Below are 18300 nucleotides of genomic sequence, written 5' to 3' on the forward strand. Positions count from 1 at the left end.
CCGATCTCGGTCGCTTTCAAATCCTGAGTTCGGCTCTATAACCCAGGTCGGCGTAGATCAGTAGAGCGACTCGGTCAGTCCCCTCTCCCTCTGGGAGAGGGCTAGGGTGAGGGCCGTCTAACTGACTCGCCGCTCAATCCCATGCTTACGTAGCTTTCTATAAAGCGTATTACGGCTAACCCCAAGCTGTTCTGCCGTATGCGTCATATGCCACCGCGTTTTTTCAAGAGCTCCGAGCAAGGCCAACCGCTCGGCGTCTTCCAGTGGATGTTCAGATAAATCAGGCTTCAAGATCGGTACCCGCAGCTGCCGAATCATCGCCGGCAAATCCTCCAGACCGATCCGCCCGTCATCACACAACGCCGCCAGCGTACGCAGGACGTTGCGCAACTGCCGCACATTGCCCGGCCAGTTGAACCCAAGCAAGGCCTGACGTGCCGGTTCCTCGATCAGGATCGTCTCCCCACCCGCCTCTTCGGCCAGCAGGAAATCCAGCAGCTCGGATTTATCCTCGCGATCACGCAATGGCGGCAGCGCTACTTCCAGCCCGTTGAGCCGGTAATACAGATCCTCACGGAAACTGCCGTCCTCCACCCGTTCCAGCAAATTTCGGTGAGTGGCGCTAATGATCCGCACATTGACCGCTTCCGGCTCGCCGCCAATCGGCACCACTTGCCGATCCTCCAGTACCCGCAACAAGCGCGTCTGCAAGGCCAGCGGCATGTCGCCGATTTCGTCGAGGAACAGTGTGCCACCATCGGCCTGTTGCAGCTTGCCGCGCATGCCGTCCTTGCGCGCGCCGGTGAAGCTGCCGCCGCGGTAACCGAACAGCTCGCTCTCGATCAGGCTTTCCGGAATCGCCGCGCAGTTTAGGGCGACGAAGGCTTTACTGGAGCGCTGACTGGCCTGATGCACAGCCTTGGCGAAGGCCTCTTTGCCCGAGCCGGTTTCCCCGTTGATCAGCAGCGGCACGTCGCGCTCGAACACCCGCAGGGCCTTGCGGAAGTCAGCTTGCAACGACACGTCGCCCAGGCAAATGCCCGACAGCGCTGCAGATTCGGTCTTGATCGACGCGGGAACGATTGGGCTTGGTTTGCGCGACTCGCCACGCAGCACTGCAAACAGATATCGACCATCCCGCGTGCGCAGTGGCCAACTGGCGCTGGCATTGGCGCTGGCGCGACCGAGCAATTCGTCCAGCGAGCAATCGAAAAAGGCTTCCACAGGTTTTCCCAACAGCCCGCCGCGTATGTGCCCGAGCAGGTTCAGCGCACTCTGGTTGACTGCACTGATGCGCCCTTCGCCGTCAAACGCCAACAGCCCTTCACTGAACAATCCGACCGATTCGGCCTGCAGATGGAAGCGCAGCAACCATTGGTTATCGAAACAGCGCAGGAAATAACAGCTCTCGATCATCTTCGCCGACAGATTGACCAGCGCCATGGTGTGGAACTGGCTCTGCCGCGAGACATCCGGCCGCGCCGAGGAAACGTCGAGCACCGCGAGCAGTTCGCCGTGCGGGTCGAACACCGGGCTCGCCGAGCAGGTCAGGCCGGTGTGGCGACCACGGAAATGTTCGTCCTGATGAATGGTCAGAGCCTGACGCTCCACCAGACAGGTGCCGATGCCATTGGTGCCTTCACAGGCTTCGCTCCAGTCGGAGCCCAGCCACAAGCCGGCGCGTTCGAAAATCTTGCGTTCGGAAGGGGCAGTGACGCAGTTGAGGATCACCCCGCGTGCGTCGGTCAGCAGCACCGCGTGGCCGGCGCCGGAGAGTTGTTGATGCAGGCTGCTCATCTCATTGCCGGCGATCTGCAACACCTGTTGCAGCCGCTCGCGGCTTTCGAGAACGCGTCCGTGCTCGAGCACAGTCGGCGCCATGGTCAGGGCCGGGTCGAGGTGATAGTCCTCAAGACAACGCAGCCACGAGCGGGCAATCGAAGGATCGGCACCTGGGCCATGCAGGTGCGACTTTCCTTGGGTGACCGTGAGAACCTGTTGGGCATGGCGACTCAAATGATTGTCGTGCATTTCTTATTGTTCTCCCCGAGGCTCATCGGCCCATGCGTGAAGTGTTGCCCAGCATCCTCCAGCCACTGGCGCATTGCAATGCTGGCAAGACCGCTCGGTCACGGGCTGTGCCAGAAACGGTACAAACTGTCACCCAGGCTGTACCGAAACCCTCACACAGCCCATCCACTCGTCCAACAAAAACCACGCAAGGCCTTGATTTGCCTGACCTGCGCGGCAGTGGCCCGACCTTTGCTCTACGCTTATAGCAAGCGCACTTGCGCGTCTCTCTAATAAGTACAAAGCCAAGGAGAACAACATCATGCGTTACGCTCACCCCGGTACTGAAGGCGCCAAAGTCTCGTTCAAGAGCAAGTACGGTAACTACATCGGCGGCGAGTTCGTCGCGCCTGTCAAAGGTCAGTACTTCACCAATACCTCGCCAGTGAATGGCCAACCGATTGCCGAATTTCCGCGTTCCACTGCCGAAGACATCGACAAGGCATTGGACGCCGCCCACGCCGCCGCCGACGCGTGGGGCGCCACTTCAGTGCAGGCGCGCTCGCTGATCCTGCTGAAAATCGCCGATCGCATCGAAGAAAACCTCGAACTGCTGGCCATCACCGAAACCTGGGACAACGGCAAAGCCATCCGCGAAACCCTCAACGCCGACATCCCGCTGGCTGCCGACCATTTCCGCTACTTCGCCGGTTGCCTGCGTGCCCAGGAAGGTAGCGCCGCCGAAATCGACGGCAACACCGTGGCCTACCACATCCATGAACCTCTGGGCGTGGTCGGCCAGATCATCCCGTGGAACTTCCCGCTGCTGATGGCCGCGTGGAAACTCGCTCCGGCCCTGGCTGCCGGCAACTGCGTGGTGCTCAAGCCTGCCGAGCAAACCCCGCTGGGCATCTGCGTGCTGATGGAACTGATTGGTGATCTGCTGCCGCCGGGCGTACTCAACGTGGTGCAAGGTTTCGGCAAAGAAGCCGGCGAAGCACTGGCCACCAGCAAACGCATCGCCAAGATTGCCTTCACCGGTTCGACCCCGGTTGGCTCGCACATCATGAAATGCGCTGCCGAAAACATCATTCCGTCGACCGTGGAGCTGGGCGGCAAGTCGCCGAACATTTTCTTCGAAGACATCATGCAGGCCGAGCCGAGCTTCATTGAGAAAGCCGCTGAAGGCCTGGTGCTGGCGTTCTTCAACCAGGGCGAAGTCTGCACCTGCCCTTCCCGTGCACTGGTGCAGGAATCGATCTACGACGAGTTCATGCAAGCAGTGATGAAAAAAGTCAGCCAGATCAAACGTGGCGACCCGCTCGACACCGACACCATGGTCGGCGCCCAAGCGTCCGAGCAACAATTCGACAAGATCCTTTCGTACCTGGAAATCGCCAAGGGCGAAGGCGCCGAGCTGCTGACCGGTGGCAAGGTGGAAAAACTCGAGGGCAATCTGGCCTCCGGTTATTACATCCAGCCGACCCTGCTCAAGGGCACCAACAAAATGCGCGTGTTCCAGGAAGAAATCTTCGGCCCGGTGGTGAGCATCACTACCTTCAAGGACGAAGCCGAAGCCCTGGCCATCGCCAACGACACCGAGTTCGGCCTCGGTGCCGGTCTGTGGACCCGCGACATCAACCGCGCCTATCGCATGGGCCGGGCCATCAAGGCCGGTCGCGTGTGGACCAACTGCTACCACCTGTATCCGGCGCATGCTGCGTTCGGCGGGTACAAGAAGTCCGGCGTCGGCCGTGAAACCCACAAGATGATGCTCGATCACTATCAGCAGACCAAAAACCTGCTGGTCAGTTACGACATCAATCCGTTGGGCTTCTTCTAACAACCTGGGCAACACAGATGACTCTGTGTTGCCGGTTCAATCGCCTTCGCGAGCAAGCCCGCTCCCACAGGGGATTTGCGTCGCCCCTCACTGTTCGATTTGGCACAAGGCCAATGTGGGAGCGGGCTTGCTCGCGAAGGAGCCCTGTCTGACACACCACCCATGGCCTGGCCGCTCTGGCACGGGCCTTGCGTACCTGTCATTCAGGATTTGCGTGAACACTGCCGCTGCGTGAACAGCATCCACCCACTCAACCGCCACACCTGAAAGTCCAACAGATCAAACAATAAAAAGACAGAGAGGACTTATGACTTCCACCACACAGCTCAAACCCACACTCGGCACCCTGCATCTCTGGGGCATTGCCGTCGGCCTGGTGATTTCCGGCGAATACTTCGGCTGGAGTTACGGCTGGGGCACAGCAGGCACCCTGGGTTTTCTGGTCACGGCCCTGATGGTCGCCACGATGTACACCTGCTTCATCTTCAGCTTCACCGAATTGACCACCGCCATCCCCCACGCCGGAGGGCCGTTTGCCTACAGCCGTCGAGCCTTCGGCGAAAAGGGTGGATTGATCGCCGGGATCGCCACGCTGATCGAATTCGTCTTCGCCCCACCGGCCATCGCCATGGCCATTGGTGCCTACCTCAACGTGCAATATCCGGAGCTGGATCCGAAAATCGCCGCCGTCGGCGCCTATTTTGTGTTCATGACCCTGAACATCCTCGGCGTCAGCATCGCCGCGACCTTCGAGCTGGTGGTCACCGTGCTGGCCGTGGCTGAATTGCTGGTGTTCATGGGCGTGGTTGCGCCGGGCTTCAGTTTCAGCAACTTCGTACTGAATGGCTGGTCGGGCGCCAATGAGTTCACGATGGGCTCGATTCCCGGTATTTTCGCCGCCATTCCCTTCGCGATCTGGTTCTTCCTCGCCATTGAAGGCGCAGCCATGGCGGCCGAGGAAGCCAAGGATCCGAAATGCACGATTCCCAAGGCTTACGTCAGCGGCATCCTGACCCTGGTGTTCCTGGCCATCGGCGTAATGGTAATGGCCGGCGGTGTCGGCGACTGGCGCCAACTGTCGAATATCAACGACCCGTTGCCACAAGCCATGAAAGCGGTAGTCGGCAACAATTCGACGTGGATGCACATGCTGGTGTGGATCGGCCTGTTCGGTCTGGTGGCAAGTTTCCACGGGATCATTCTCGGCTACTCGCGGCAGTTCTTCGCCCTGGCACGGGCCGGTTATCTGCCGAAAGGCCTGGCCAAACTCTCGCGCTTTCAGACGCCACATCGGGCGATTCTGGCCGGTGGCGTGATCGGCATCGCGGCGATCTACAGCGACGGCCTGGTCAATCTGCAAGGTATGAGCCTGACCGCGGCGATGATCACCATGTCGGTGTTCGGCGCCATCGTGATGTACATCATCAGCATGCTCAGCCTGTTCAAACTGCGCAAAACCGAGCCGAACCTGGAACGCACCTTCCGCGCGCCGGGCTATCCGGTGGTGCCGGGGATCGCGCTGTTTCTGGCGTTGGTGTGCCTGGTGGCGATGGCGTGGTTCAACACGCTGATCGGTTGTGTGTTCCTCGGGTTCATGGCGGCCGGGTATCTGTACTTCCAGCTGACCGCCAAGCAACGCTCGGAAGCACCGGCAGACGCTATGCTCGAAGGTATCTAGTTGCACCGGTACCGGGCCTCGCGCCCGGTGCCCGCTATATAGAAGTGCAGGAAGATCCAATGTGGGGGCGGGCTTGCTCGCGAATGGGGTGTGTCATTCAACAATGATGTCGACCGACAAGACGCCTTCGCGAGCAAGCCCGCTCCCACAGGGAACCGAGTTATCCACAGAATCAGGAGGACACCGCCCCATGGCCGCATTTGCCCATTCCGTCGGCGCCCAGACCTATCGTTTCGACAGCCTCAAGGACGTCATGGCCAAGGCCAGCCCGGCGCGTTCCGGGGACTTTCTGGCCGGCGTCGCCGCGCTCAATGACGGCGAGCGCGTGGCAGCGCAAATGGCCCTGGCCGACATCCCGCTCACGCATTTTTTGCAGGAAGCGCTGATTCCCTATGAAAGTGATGAAGTCACCCGACTGATCATCGACACCCACGACAAACAGGCTTTCGCCGTGGTCAGCCACCTCACCATCGGCGGTTTTCGTGACTGGCTGCTCAGCGACGCTGCCGATGAAACCAGCCTGCGCGCCCTCGCCCCCGGTCTGACACCGGAAATGGTCGCCGCAGTGTCGAAGATCATGCGCGTGCAGGATCTGGTGCTGGTGGCGCAGAAAATCCGTGTGGTCACCAAATTTCGCGGCACCCTCGGGCTGCGTGGACGGTTATCCACAAGGCTGCAACCCAACCACCCGACCGACGAACCGTCCGGCATTGCCGCGAGCATTCTCGACGGTCTGCTGTACGGCAACGGCGACGCCATGATCGGCATCAACCCGGCCACCGACAGCATTGCCTCGATCTGCGCGATGCTGGAAATGCTCGACGCAATCATCCAGCGCTACGACATTCCGACCCAAGCTTGTGTGCTGACCCACGTCACCACCTCTATCGAAGCGATCAACCGTGGCGTGCCGCTGGATCTGGTGTTCCAGTCGATTGCCGGCACCGAAGCGGCCAACGCCAGTTTCGGCATCAACCTGAACGTGTTGCAGGAAGGCTACGACGCCGGCCTCAGCTTGAATCGCGGCACGCTCGGGCAGAACCTGATGTATTTCGAAACCGGTCAGGGCAGCGCCTTGTCAGCCAACGCCCACCACGGCGTCGATCAACAGACCTGTGAAACCCGGGCCTACGCCGTGGCGCGCCATTTCAAACCGTTTCTGGTGAACACCGTCGTAGGATTCATCGGCCCGGAATACCTGTACAACGGCAAGCAGATCATCCGCGCCGGCCTCGAAGACCACTTCTGCGGCAAGTTGCTCGGTGTGCCGATGGGCTGTGACATCTGCTACACCAACCACGCCGAAGCCGATCAGGACGACATGGACACTTTGCTGACCCTGCTCGGCGTCGCCGGGATCAACTTCATCATGGGCATCCCCGGCTCCGACGACATCATGCTCAATTACCAGACCACTTCGTTCCACGACGCGCTCTACGCGCGCCAGACTCTGGGTCTGAAACCGGCGCCGGAGTTCGAGCAATGGCTGGCAAACATGGGCATCTTCACCCAGGCGGACGGCAAGGTTCGCTTTGGCAACAACCTGCCGCCGGCCTTCCGCCAGGCACTGGCGCAACTGGGATGAGCCTTATGGAAAAACCGCCTGTCGACCCGCAAAACCCGTGGCTGGAGCTGCGTCGGCTGACCCCGGCGCGAATCGCCCTCGGCCGCACCGGCACCAGCCTGCCAACCCGCGCACAGCTGGATTTCCAGTTCGCCCATGCTCAGGCCAGAGATGCGGTGCATTTGCCATTCGATCATTCCGGGATCAGTGCGCAACTCAGCGAGCGCGGGCGCGAAAGCCTGCTTTTGCACAGCGCGGCGGTGGATCGCAACAGTTACCTGCAGCGCCCGGATCTGGGACGCAAGCTGAGCGATGCCTCGGCGCAATGCCTGCGCGAATACGCGGCAGCGCACCCGGGCGGTGTCGATCTGGCGATTGTCGTGGCGGACGGGTTGTCCGCACTGGCCGTGCATCGGCATACGTTGCCGTTTCTGACCCGACTGGAAGAGCAGATGAGCGCCGATGGCTGGTCGATGGCGCCCGTGGTTCTGGTGGAACAGGGTCGCGTCGCGGTCGGTGATGAAATTGGCGAACTGCTCGGTGCCAGAATGCTGGTGATGCTCATTGGAGAGCGCCCCGGCCTCAGTTCGCCGGACAGCCTGGGGTTATATTTCACCTACAATCCCAAGGTCGGGCTGACCGATGCCTATCGCAACTGCATTTCCAACGTGCGGCTTGAGGGTCTGAGTTACGGCATGGCGGCGCATCGCTTGCTGTACCTGATGCGCGAAGCCTGTCGGCGGCAGTTGTCGGGGGTCAGTCTGAAGGACGAAGCGCAGGTTCAGACGCTGGAGTCGGACGCCGATGCGGACATGAAAGGAAACTTCCTACTGGGTCCGCCCACAACCTGAACCGTTTCCGCATTGCGTTTCTGCGCTGCTTTCAGGCAGGATCGACGCACGGCCGCCAGGGTTTCCCATCGCCGTCAGAGCAGTTGAAGACAGCCACTTGAAGACGAGACCTATCATGCGGATTATTCAAGCGACCCTCGAACATCTGGATTTGTTGACCCCGTTGTTCGTCAAATATCGCGAGTTCTACGGTTCCCTGCCTTTCCCCGATTCCTCCCGCGCGTTCCTCGAAAAACGCCTGCGCCGCAAGGAGTCGGTGATCTATCTGGCCCTGGCCGATGATGATGACAAGAAACTCATGGGTTTCTGTCAGCTCTATCCGAGTTTCTCTTCGCTGTCGCTCAAACGTGTGTGGATCCTCAACGACATCTATGTCGCCGAAGACGCCCGCCGCCAACTGGTGGCCGACAACCTGATCCGCACCGCGAAGAAAATGGCCAAGGAAACCCAGGCCGTGCGCATGCGCGTCTCCACCAGCGCCAACAACGAAGTGGCGCAGAAAACCTACGAATCCATCGGATTCAGGGAAGACACCGAGTTCAAGAACTACGTGCTGCCGATCAGCGAAGAGCTCTAGAGACATCCGGTTTTATCGGGGCAAGGGGGCTTGCCCCCTCACCAAAGCGCTGCGCCCTGCAATCCCCGCCTCCCTGACAATTGCTCACACCCCGACATCCCCCGCTACAAAACCAACACGCTTTTCATATTTCAGAACGTATAATCCCGAGCTTTCCGGCTTGTAAGAAAAACTACACCCCGCTGTAGGCTTACACGAAGTCATCCGCACAGGCCTGCCGAGTCGGGCCATCACCACAGGTGCCTCCATGGATTTCAACCCGCTCGACCTTATCCTGCATCTCGACGTCTACCTCGACTTGCTGGTAACCAACTACGGGCCGTGGATCTACGCCATCCTGTTTCTGGTGATCTTCTGCGAAACCGGTCTGGTGGTGATGCCATTCCTGCCAGGCGATTCGCTGCTGTTCATTGCCGGCGCCGTTGCGGCAGGTGGCGGTATGGATCCGGTGTTGCTGGGCGGTTTGCTGATGCTCGCGGCAATCATGGGCGACAGCACCAACTACGTGATCGGCCGAACGGCGGGGGAAAAACTGTTCAGCAATCCGAACTCGAAAATCTTCCGCCGCGACTACCTGCAGCAGACCCACGACTTCTACGATAAGCATGGTGGCAAAACCGTAACCCTGGCGCGCTTCCTGCCGATTCTCCGGACCTTTGCACCGTTCGTCGCCGGCGTAGCGAAAATGCCTTATCCGCGCTTCTTCGGTTTCAGCGTGTTGGGGACGGTATTTTGGGTCGGTGGTCTGGTGACCCTGGGTTACTTCTTCGGCAACGTGCCATTCATCAAGAAGAACCTGTCGTTGCTGGTGGTCGGGATCATTCTGCTGTCACTGGTACCGATGATCATCGGTGTGGTCCGCAGCCGTTTCAGCGGCACCAAAGCGCAATCGCACTAAGCCGATGTGGTCGCTGAGCGCCTGGCGACGCCGGCGCATTCTGGCGAAGCATCCGATTGCCGACGACCTGTGGCAACGGGTGTGCCATCACTTGAGCTTTCTCGACGGCATCAGCGCTGCCGAAGACCAGTGGCTGCGTGAAGCCTGCGTCCTGTTCCTTGAAGAAAAACACCTGACCGCCCTGCCCGGCGTCGAGCTGCATCAGGAACAACGCCTGTTGCTCGCCGCCCAGGCGCAACTGCCGCTGCTGCATCTGGGCGACTTGAACTGGTATCAGGGTTTTCACGAAATCGTTCTCTACCCCGATGACTTCCTCAGCCCGCAGCGCCATCGCGATGCCAGCGGCGTCGAGCATGAATGGGATGGCGAACACAGCGGCGAAGCCTGGCAGCAAGGGCCGATCATCCTCGCTTGGCCCGGTGTAATGGCCAGTGGCGGCTGGGAAGGTTACAACCTGGTGATCCACGAGCTGGCGCACAAACTCGACATGCTCAACGGCGACGCCAACGGCCTGCCGCCACTGCACGCCGACATGCGCGTCAGCGATTGGGCCGAAGTCATGCAAGCGGCCTACGACGACCTCAACCGCCAACTGGACCACAATCCCGACGCCGAAACCGCCATTGATCCGTATGCCGCGGAAAACCCGGCCGAGTTCTTTGCGGTCACCAGCGAATACTTCTTCAGCGCCCCGGATCTGCTCGACGAGGCTTATCCACAGGTCTACGCGCAATTGAAGCTTTTCTACCGCCAGGATCCGTTGGGCAGGTTGCGGCAACTTCAGGCCAGCGACCCGGTCTATCAGGCGCACGACTAAGCGCTGCACGACTTTCGGTACATGGCGCGACCGGCAGAATATGCCTATAATCGCCGCCACTTTTTGGTCAATCCGGCCAAGTGTTTTTGGTCAACTACGGGGGCAACGCCCAATGAGCTACAGCAAGATTCCGGCTGGCAAAGACCTGCCGAACGACATCTACGTCGCGATCGAGATCCCGGCCAACCACGCGCCGATCAAATACGAAATCGACAAAGACAGCGATTGCCTGTTCGTTGACCGTTTCATGGCCACCCCAATGTTTTACCCGGCCAACTACGGTTACATCCCGAACACCCTGGCTGACGACGGTGATCCCCTCGACGTGCTGGTTGTAACCCCTTACCCGGTTGCTCCAGGCTCGGTGATCCGCGCGCGTCCGGTCGGCATCCTGAACATGACCGACGACGGCGGCGGCGATGCCAAAGTCATCGCAGTGCCACACGACAAGCTGTCCCAGCTGTACGTCGACGTGAAGGAATACACCGACCTGCCACCGCTGCTGATCCAGCAGATCGAGCACTTCTTCGCGAACTACAAAGATCTCGAAAAAGGCAAATGGGTGAAGATCGAAGGCTGGGCTGGCGCAGACGCCGCTCGCGACGCGATCACCAAGTCGGTTGCTGCCTACAAGGGCTAAGCACTTGCGCAACGCGTGAGGCTTGACGAAAACCCCGGTTGATCCGGGGTTTTTTGTGCTCGTGAAAAGCTGCCTTAAACAGAGTGTTTAAAGCAGACTACAGAAAAGTTTTAACCTGTGTAATTTCCCACAAGTACGTCTTACATCCCGTCGCAAAATTCAGCCCTTTTTTGAACGCCCGGTTTATTCAAACCGCTCTGGCACGGCCGTAGACTCCGTGTTTATGAGAAAGAACACTAGCGGTCCAAGATTCAAGGCACTCCTGGAAGCAGCGAACATCTCCACCACGGGTTTCGCAAAGTTCTGGGGCACGGAAGCCCAAAATGTCCACAACTGGTACACCCGGGGCGTCCCGGCGTATCGCATGGAAGAAGTCTCACGCCTGCTGTCCGTCAACAGCGAGTGGCTGAAAACCGGTGAAGGCACCAAAGAGTCGGCGCACCTGCCGGCCGCCAGCAACGGCGACACCTTCGATGCCCAGGCCATTCGTGGCGTGTACACGGTCGTCGATCCCAACGACATCGACCTGCCGTTTTTCAAGGAAACACCGCACACCAACGGCAGCGGCAAAACCCACGTCATCCTCGATCCCGATCAAACCATTCGCCTGCCCCGCGCTCACCTCGACCAGCTCGAAGTGCGCCACACCGACGCCATCTGCGCCCACATGATCGGCAATAGCATGGCCGAACGCATCGAAGACGGCTCGATACTCGCCATCGACCGAGGCCTGACCCAAGTGGTCGACGGCGAAATCTACGCCATCGAACACGACGGCATGCTGCGCATCAAATACCTGCACCGCATGCCCGGTAATGGCCTGCGCCTGCGCAGCCACAACAGCGCCGAACACCCGGACGAAGTCTTTCGCGCATCGCACATCGAGGAACAACGGATTCACATACTGGGCTGGGTGTTCTGGTGGTCGACATTGAACAAACGCCGGCCGGCGATACCGTTTCTCTGACCTGATACGGTTCTTCGACCCTGCATCACCCGCTGTCGGAGCGAGCCTGCTCGCGAAGAGGCCCAGAAAGTCAGTACAAATGGCAGTTTTCTAACAGCACCGTGGCTCTATTCCGCACTTGAGACTGGGAATCCTCAACAAAACTGAGTATCCTGCGCCCCACATTTGCGCATCGACCCGCCCCGCGGCTCAGAGAGCGCCCGACACGGCAGACCAACGTCTGACCAAGTCCCACAGCCGGACGCAGATCCGGGTGTACGTTTTGAAGGCTGACGCGGTTTACCAAAAATAAACCAAGCCAGTCCCCGAGAAGCCGGCCACAAGCCGGCTTTTTAATTGTCCGACTTAATCCCATCCCATCCGAGAATCTTCCTGATAGCTTAGCTATTCTGGGGAGGTTAAGGCGCTCCTCTGTCCGACTCCGCCTGGTTCAGCCTCGGCGCGCAAATCAAACAACGAACCCTCGACGTTGCCCTACAACTCGCCGCCTGACAATTTACTTCACCCACTCAATTTCGTCCGTCCAGCACAGTGCCATACGGGCGTTTTTTATGCCGAGGAAAGCTCATGGCTCATGACAAATACCCGCTTAAAAAAGGAGATCAAGATACCCAAGCAGCAGGCGGTACTGACTGCCAGTAGACGCCGAGCAAACGACATCAACTCAAGACCGTTCGGGTGGTTGGTTCGAATTTCCCTTCCGATAACGACCAGAAGCCGGGATAATCAAATGTTTACCTCTTCATCCAAGATTTGATGGGAAATTATGGCGACCAGACGTTATGTATCATTGTTCAGTGGGGGAATGGGTCTTGACCTCGGTCTAGAGCACGCTGGCTTCGAGCCCCTACTGTGCAATGAGATCGACAAGATGGCTGTCGAAACAATCAAGTTGAACAAGCCCCACCTACCCGTGCTTGCATGCAGTGTTGAAAGCATCACTGGCGAGCAGATTCGAGAGATATCCGAACTCAATGAACACCCACTTGACCTTCTAGCTGGCGGCCCACCTTGCCAGAGCTTCAGCGTCTACGGGAATAGGAAGGGGATTCAGGACGGTCGTGGCAAGATGCTCTTCGAGTATCTGCGCCTCGTGGGTGAACTTCGGCCCAAGGTCTTCATCATGGAAAACGTTCGCGGCCTACATTCAATGCCGTTGATCCCCGAGAAGCTCCTTTCGGAGGTCGAAAATGCCGAGCCATGGATGGCCGAAAAAGGAAGCCTAGTCCGCGAACTAATGCTTGAGTTCGAGAAGATTGGCTACCATGTGGACGGCTTCCTCGTGAACTCCGTCAACTACGGTGCCCCGCAAATCCGAGAGCGACTGATCCTGATCGGGAATCGTTACAACCTCGTTGCAAAATTCCCTGAGCCAACCCACAGCAATCGACCAAGCGACAACCTCCCACAATTCAGAACGCTCCGCGACGTTATTGGCAATGGCTTCCGAGATAATGACTCGGACCTGATGAACTTCAGCCCCAGGAAGCTAAATTATTTAGCGATGGTTCCGCCTGGTGGAAACTGGCGCAGTTTACCCGTCGAAATTCAGAAGGAGTCAATGGGCAAAAGTTGGTATCTCAAGGGAGGCAGGAGCGCTACATGGCGACGTCTGTCGTGGGACTACCCCTCACCGACAGTAGTTACTATGCCCAACCACTCGTCTACCAGTATGTGCCACCCGAACGAGGTTCGTGCCTTGACAGTAGGTGAGTGCGCTGCCATTCAAGAGTTTCCGAGGGACTGGAAATTCTCAGGCCGAACATCAGACAAATACAAACAGATCGGAAATGCAGTTCCGCTCAAACTGGGAGAGATGGCCGGGCGATGTGCCTCTGAACTATTAGAGAGGATCGATCTGATCGAGAAAGGTTCTGCGTGCGAGCCTAGCGAGCATATACCCTCACGCGTCGAGCACCTGCGCTCCCACGTCCGCACTAAACGCTACTGGCACAAAGGGCAGGCACTGGCGGGTGATCACGACTACTACGCCGATAAGGAGGAGGAGCAAAAGCCGCAACGCCTCCTGCTATAGACCATCAGCCGCCGTTAGTGGCCTTTAATATGCCAACCCAATCAATGATTCCATCGCTATCGATGAATGCTTCATAGCGCCGCGCGAAGGAGTTGCGGAACTCGGTCATAAGTGACTGAGCCTCCCTCAGCCCTTCGCGCTTGGACTCAATCGCTGCCTGGATACCCTCCATGACCCAAATCTGGGTATCTGGATGCCCTCCAAGCCATGACCAGAATTCTTGCCCTGCGAGCACAGTCACATAGTCCTGAAGATCGTGAACGTCATGATTGGCACCGAAGCTGATTCCCCGGACCAGACGATACTTGTCCGTAAGGTTTTCGGCTCGCCCATAGAACGTAGCGATCACAACCTTATCGTGACTATGCTCCGCAGCCTCGAAGAGCTCCCGGATTTCTTTGAAAGACTTATTCAACTCCACTGCCTGACCGAGCTGTATGGTCCATTTACTCGCTTTAAGTGAAAGGAGAATTTCTTTTCCGTCCTTTCGAACGACGTGATCGACGTTATCGAAGCACGATTTCTTGAAGTTTTTTGCCTCCCGCGTTGCCTTGTCCAGCTTGGTTGTTCCAAAAACTCTAGGAAGAATCTTCTCGTCAATCAGCTTGCCAAAACCAGTGGCATGCCCGATCGCAAAGTGCCCACCAAGCAGGAAATCAGCAAGCTCATGGAAGTCCAAGTGCCCATGAAGAGCTGACACTAGGGGGGCCATGAATGGATTAACCTCCATGGTATCGTGCTTTTCCTGGCGGACCTTCTTCAGGCGCTCTTCCAACCACCAGGCCGCCTGTTCCTTGACCCCGTTTAGCACTGCCTCGCGTTCCATATGCATCCCCCAACGCCAAAAGCGTCGGAGTATCTATCATGTGGTATGGCTGGGCAACGCGATATCACCGCGCCGCCACACGAAGGAGGTGAATCTTCTAAATCAGCCCGATGAGCGCCCCACACGTCGCATGAGATGCCCTGCCACGCAGAATCAAACTGGGAATGGGGGGGATTGTATTGTTGTTTTTAAATTTTATTTAAAATCAAATATTTAGCCAATAAAGAAGCCAGCCACAAGCCGGCCTTTTAATGCCTGAAAAAAACATGCCTACCGTCTGAAACCCGAATCCTCCACTTGTCGGGCTCGGGACACCCTTGCCACCGTAACGACAAACGTCATTACAGGTATTCAATCATGGCTTCCATCAACATCCGCATCGATGACGAACTGAAACAACGTTCCTTTGCCGAGTTGGAAAAACTCGGTGTCACATCTTCGGAGCTTTTGCGTCAGCCCCTTCAATATGTGGCGGAACGAGGCAAACTGCCATTCAACGCGGCGTTACTCAGCGAAGAAGATGAAGCACTCATCGCCGTGGTCACTGAACGTCTTGCCGCTCCTCAGCGAGTCAAGGTAAGCCTGGATGACCTATAATCTCGAGTTTGATCGTCGTGCGTGTAATCGGGTGCTGGAAGCCCCTTTAAAGTAAGTAGACTTCCAACACAGTTGGCCGGTCTATAAATCCGGGAACCACTCCACAAGGAAGTTAAAAATTGATCCACCGCACTCTGAGCTCACAACTGAGATCCGTTGCCGCAACAACCCTGTGCCTCTGCTTGACCGGATGCGTCGGTGTAGGCATCTCCCTCCCAGAAAAAGTCACACTCAAAACCAACGCCTACAAAGCGCAAAGCTACCGCTCAATCACCCCGCAAATCACCAGAACAGCAACATCAACGCCCACCCGCGAGTGGTGCGGAATCACGGTCTGGGCGCTGGTGATCCCGGTGCCGTTGAAGCTGCCTGTGTGCAATTCGTACGACGAGCAATCCTTTGGCCGCGACGAATTCGGCAGGGAAGTTGTTCTGCTCGACACACGACAAACAGTGCCTTCCCCGCTCTACGCCTGCGGCCCACTCATGGTGCTGGGGCCGATCGTTCACGGGTACGAGGGCAATGCACTGTGCGGTGTTTTTCCTAAATGAAGAGATGAGTCACGGATAACTAAACGCCTTAACCAACGTCAACTCCCCCACCGCTCGCATTGGCACCACAAACGTCTCCATCTTCTCGCTCGGCGTCCCTTCCTCGGTAATCACCGTCACCTGCGCCGTGGTCAGCGCCTGCACCGCTTCTTCCCCGCCTTCATCATCCCCGCGATAGCCGCCGCCGTAATAGTTCACATACACCAGATATTGCCCCTTGATCGGCGCCGGCATGGCGAAGATTTCCGGGCCGTAGCCCGTGGTCACGTCGACGTCCAGAGCCGCGCCGTTGGCGGCGGTGCGGTTGCCGTACCAGATGTGTGCGCCGTCGGGGGTGACGAGGTGCAGGTCGAGGTCGGTGCCGTCGCTGTCCCACGACAGCAGTACGCGCAGTTTGGCTGGGGTGGCGCCGCCGCTGGTGTTGAGGAATTGCGTGCGGCGGCGTTGTTGTCCGTCGGGGCTGCGGACTTCGACGCTGTTACTGCCGTTGGGAAAGGAGAACGGACGGTCGAAGCGGCCGCTGTCGTCGATTTTCAGCGGCATGCTCACGCCGTTGACGATCAGTCGGCCGGGCTCATTCCCCTTTGCCGTGGCTTTGATTTCGCCGCTGATGCGTGCGGTATTGGCTTGGCCAATCGGAGTGTTGACCGACGAGGCCGGGTAGTTGACGGTCTGTCGGAAGCTTTCGCCCTCGCCTTCGGGGGCGCCACTGCGCCAGCCACCAATCGGGGTGTCGAGTTTGACACTGTCGGCAGCCATTGCCGGTGAGAGCGCGGTCAACGTGCAGAGCAGCAGCAAGACCTGTGGATAACGGAGTGTCATGGTCTATTCCAGCAAAAGGTGACGGGCAAGCCCTTCGATGTAAGTTTCATCCTGGCCATTGGGGTGTGCTTCAAAGGCCAGGTGCAGATATTCGTGAGTCAGGTCGAGGCGATCCTGCAACGTCAGCACGCCGCGCACATAGATGCGCTGGCGTTCGCGGTCGACGAAGGGGCGGCCGAAGGCGAGTTTGCACACGGCGAACGTGCTGACTTCGTTGTAGCCGGTTTCGCTTTCCAGCTTCGGACGCCAGCCGCGCCGCTGCTTTTGTAACCAGTCTTGCGCGGCGGGCAGTGCTTCGCAGGAGGCGACCGGGTTGTCCCAGCGGCTGAGGCTGGCGCGTGGATAGGCGTGGAGCAGAATCGCATCGTAGCGCTGGCCAGCAGTGGCTTGCTCGACGGCTTGCTGCCAGGCCAGTTTGTCCGGGCCGGGTTGGTCGGAGTGATAGGTGACGGTGCTGCCGGCCAATACCAGATCCGCCGTCCACGCGGCGATGTTGCGCGATTCGGCGGAGGCCGGGCGCGGGGCGACGCGCTGGCGGGTGCTGCTGTCGTCGATGCTCAAGCATTCGCCGTTGCGCGTGGCGTTTTGCAGCAAGTAGGTGCGGATCGCCACGGCGAGGGCTTTGGCGGCTTCGGCGGGTTCGGGTTTGGCTTCGCGCTCCAGCACTCGGGCGACGTATTCTTCGCGATCGAGCCTGGCGACAAGTTTGTCGTTGAGCAGAAACAGTTCGCCGTCGCTGTGGATATCCAGCGCGTTGCCGTTGGCGAATTCGACACGGTAATCCCCCTGCAACGGGCCGGAGCCAGCTACGCGCTCACCCGACAGCACTCGCGAAACCGGATAACGCGAGAACAGTCCGACCTCAACGCATCGCCCCGCCTCCGCCGGCCAGGAAGAAGGCAACACCGTCGCCAATGCCAAACCGTAATGCCGCAGAACCATCTGGCTGGTACCCCGGCCACCGGCCCAGATCGGCGAACCATCCGCCGTCCAGCCAGCGAATCCGCCCTGGCGTGATTGAGGATCCTGATCACCGAGCCAGCTCCAGGTTTTCACCCGCAAACGTCCGCCCAGCTCGCCGACGACATTACCGTCAGCCGCATTCAGCACCACATCGAGCAACACTCCGCGCATCCGATCCTGCGCTGGCAGCGAAGCCAACACCTTGAGCAAATCAGCCACCGAAACTCGCGTCGCTGGCTGCACCGAAGGCAACTCCAGCAACCACGACGGCGCCTGCCGCGCCTGCCAATAGGTTTTCCAATCACCAGCCGTTATGCCCAACCGCGCAGGCTCGAAATACAACCCGCAGGATTTCACCAACGCCTGATCACGCTCGATCTTGCCGCCCGCCGAGCAGCAATAGACTTCCTCTTTCGACTGCCCGCGACATTCATAAGCCACTTCGCGAGCGCCGGTATCCACCAGCCACGCATAAACGAACAATTTCCACAGACTGCCTAGCGGCGTATCCAGAGACGGAGGCAGCGGCTCGCGAGCGGTCAGTTGCGTGGTGTTCAGCGACAACAATTCACCCTTGTACGCCACGCGCAACGGTTCCTCCTGCGCCGTCGCCAGCGCAGGAATCAGACACATCAGCAGCCACAGCAGCGGCCGGAGCATG

The 18300-nt window shown here is 58.7% G+C and carries 16 protein-coding genes; 12 read left to right on the forward strand and 4 right to left on the reverse strand.

The features are described 5' to 3' along the window. Positions 1 to 117: 117 nt before the first annotated feature. On the reverse strand, positions 118 to 2031 hold the full coding sequence (locus F2P67_RS02215) for a sigma-54-dependent Fis family transcriptional regulator (protein WP_166216799.1): 1914 nt from the start codon (positions 2029 to 2031) through the stop codon (positions 118 to 120). A 301-nt stretch (positions 2032 to 2332) separates the two neighbouring features. On the opposite strand from F2P67_RS02215, the gene exaC reads away from it, so the two are divergent. The 10 genes from exaC (at position 2333) to F2P67_RS02265 (ending at position 13880) form a co-directional block, all read left to right on the forward strand. Continuing rightward, positions 2333 to 3853: an acetaldehyde dehydrogenase ExaC gene (gene exaC, locus F2P67_RS02220; protein ID WP_166216802.1), complete on the forward strand. Its 1521-nt coding sequence runs from the start codon at positions 2333 to 2335 to the stop codon at positions 3851 to 3853. Positions 3854 to 4160: 307 nt separating this feature from the next. Further along, positions 4161 to 5531, forward strand: a complete 1371-nt coding sequence (eat, locus tag F2P67_RS02225; RefSeq protein ID WP_166216805.1) for an ethanolamine permease — start codon at positions 4161 to 4163, stop codon at positions 5529 to 5531. A gap of 190 nt (positions 5532 to 5721) precedes the next feature. Then, on the forward strand, positions 5722 to 7116 hold the full coding sequence (locus tag F2P67_RS02230; protein WP_166216808.1) for an ethanolamine ammonia-lyase subunit EutB: 1395 nt from the start codon (positions 5722 to 5724) through the stop codon (positions 7114 to 7116). A 5-nt stretch (positions 7117 to 7121) separates the two neighbouring features. Beyond that, positions 7122 to 7946: an ethanolamine ammonia-lyase subunit EutC gene (eutC, locus tag F2P67_RS02235; protein WP_166216811.1), complete on the forward strand. Its 825-nt coding sequence runs from the start codon at positions 7122 to 7124 to the stop codon at positions 7944 to 7946. Positions 7947 to 8061: 115 nt separating this feature from the next. Then, complete coding sequence (locus F2P67_RS02240) at positions 8062 to 8523, forward strand: GNAT family N-acetyltransferase (RefSeq protein ID WP_166216814.1); 462 nt, start codon at positions 8062 to 8064, stop codon at positions 8521 to 8523. 247 nt (positions 8524 to 8770) lie between these two features. Continuing rightward, positions 8771 to 9421 carry a DedA family protein gene (locus F2P67_RS02245; RefSeq protein ID WP_166216817.1) on the forward strand — a complete coding sequence of 217 codons (651 nt, stop codon included), beginning with the start codon at positions 8771 to 8773 and terminating at the stop codon, positions 9419 to 9421. 4 nt (positions 9422 to 9425) lie between these two features. Beyond that, positions 9426 to 10238: a M90 family metallopeptidase gene (locus F2P67_RS02250; protein ID WP_166216819.1), complete on the forward strand. Its 813-nt coding sequence runs from the start codon at positions 9426 to 9428 to the stop codon at positions 10236 to 10238. 112 nt (positions 10239 to 10350) lie between these two features. Continuing rightward, the gene (gene ppa / locus F2P67_RS02255) at positions 10351 to 10878 is read left to right on the forward strand and encodes an inorganic diphosphatase (protein ID WP_008052339.1); all 528 of its coding nucleotides are present in this window, start codon (positions 10351 to 10353) and stop codon (positions 10876 to 10878) included. A gap of 223 nt (positions 10879 to 11101) precedes the next feature. Continuing rightward, complete coding sequence (locus F2P67_RS02260) at positions 11102 to 11845, forward strand: S24 family peptidase (protein WP_166216822.1); 744 nt, start codon at positions 11102 to 11104, stop codon at positions 11843 to 11845. Positions 11846 to 12611: 766 nt separating this feature from the next. Next, positions 12612 to 13880: a DNA cytosine methyltransferase gene (locus tag F2P67_RS02265; protein WP_166216825.1), complete on the forward strand. Its 1269-nt coding sequence runs from the start codon at positions 12612 to 12614 to the stop codon at positions 13878 to 13880. A 4-nt stretch (positions 13881 to 13884) separates the two neighbouring features. Here F2P67_RS02265 and F2P67_RS02270 read toward each other — a convergent pair whose 3' ends face one another. Next, positions 13885 to 14706: a PDDEXK family nuclease gene (locus F2P67_RS02270; RefSeq protein WP_166216828.1), complete on the reverse strand. Its 822-nt coding sequence runs from the start codon at positions 14704 to 14706 to the stop codon at positions 13885 to 13887. A 357-nt stretch (positions 14707 to 15063) separates the two neighbouring features. Here F2P67_RS02270 and F2P67_RS02275 point away from each other — a divergent pair, with 357 nt between their 5' ends. Then, positions 15064 to 15303, forward strand: coding sequence for a type II toxin-antitoxin system RelB/DinJ family antitoxin (locus tag F2P67_RS02275; protein WP_166216831.1), 240 nt, complete (start codon positions 15064 to 15066; stop codon positions 15301 to 15303). Between the two features lie 119 nt (positions 15304 to 15422). Next, positions 15423 to 15854: a hypothetical protein gene (locus F2P67_RS02280; protein ID WP_166216834.1), complete on the forward strand. Its 432-nt coding sequence runs from the start codon at positions 15423 to 15425 to the stop codon at positions 15852 to 15854. Between the two features lie 9 nt (positions 15855 to 15863). Here F2P67_RS02280 and F2P67_RS02285 read toward each other — a convergent pair whose 3' ends face one another. Together F2P67_RS02285 and F2P67_RS02290 are read right to left on the reverse strand one after the other, a co-directional pair. After that, on the reverse strand, positions 15864 to 16676 hold the full coding sequence (locus F2P67_RS02285; protein WP_166216837.1) for a YfaP family protein: 813 nt from the start codon (positions 16674 to 16676) through the stop codon (positions 15864 to 15866). Positions 16677 to 16679: 3 nt separating this feature from the next. Further along, positions 16680 to 18299 carry a DUF2300 domain-containing protein gene (locus F2P67_RS02290; RefSeq protein WP_166216840.1) on the reverse strand — a complete coding sequence of 540 codons (1620 nt, stop codon included), beginning with the start codon at positions 18297 to 18299 and terminating at the stop codon, positions 16680 to 16682. Between the last annotated feature and the right edge of the window lies 1 nt (position 18300).

This window comes from Pseudomonas atagonensis, assembly GCF_011369485.1.
In the GTDB taxonomy this organism is placed as follows: Bacteria; Pseudomonadota; Gammaproteobacteria; order Pseudomonadales; family Pseudomonadaceae; genus Aquipseudomonas; species Aquipseudomonas atagonensis.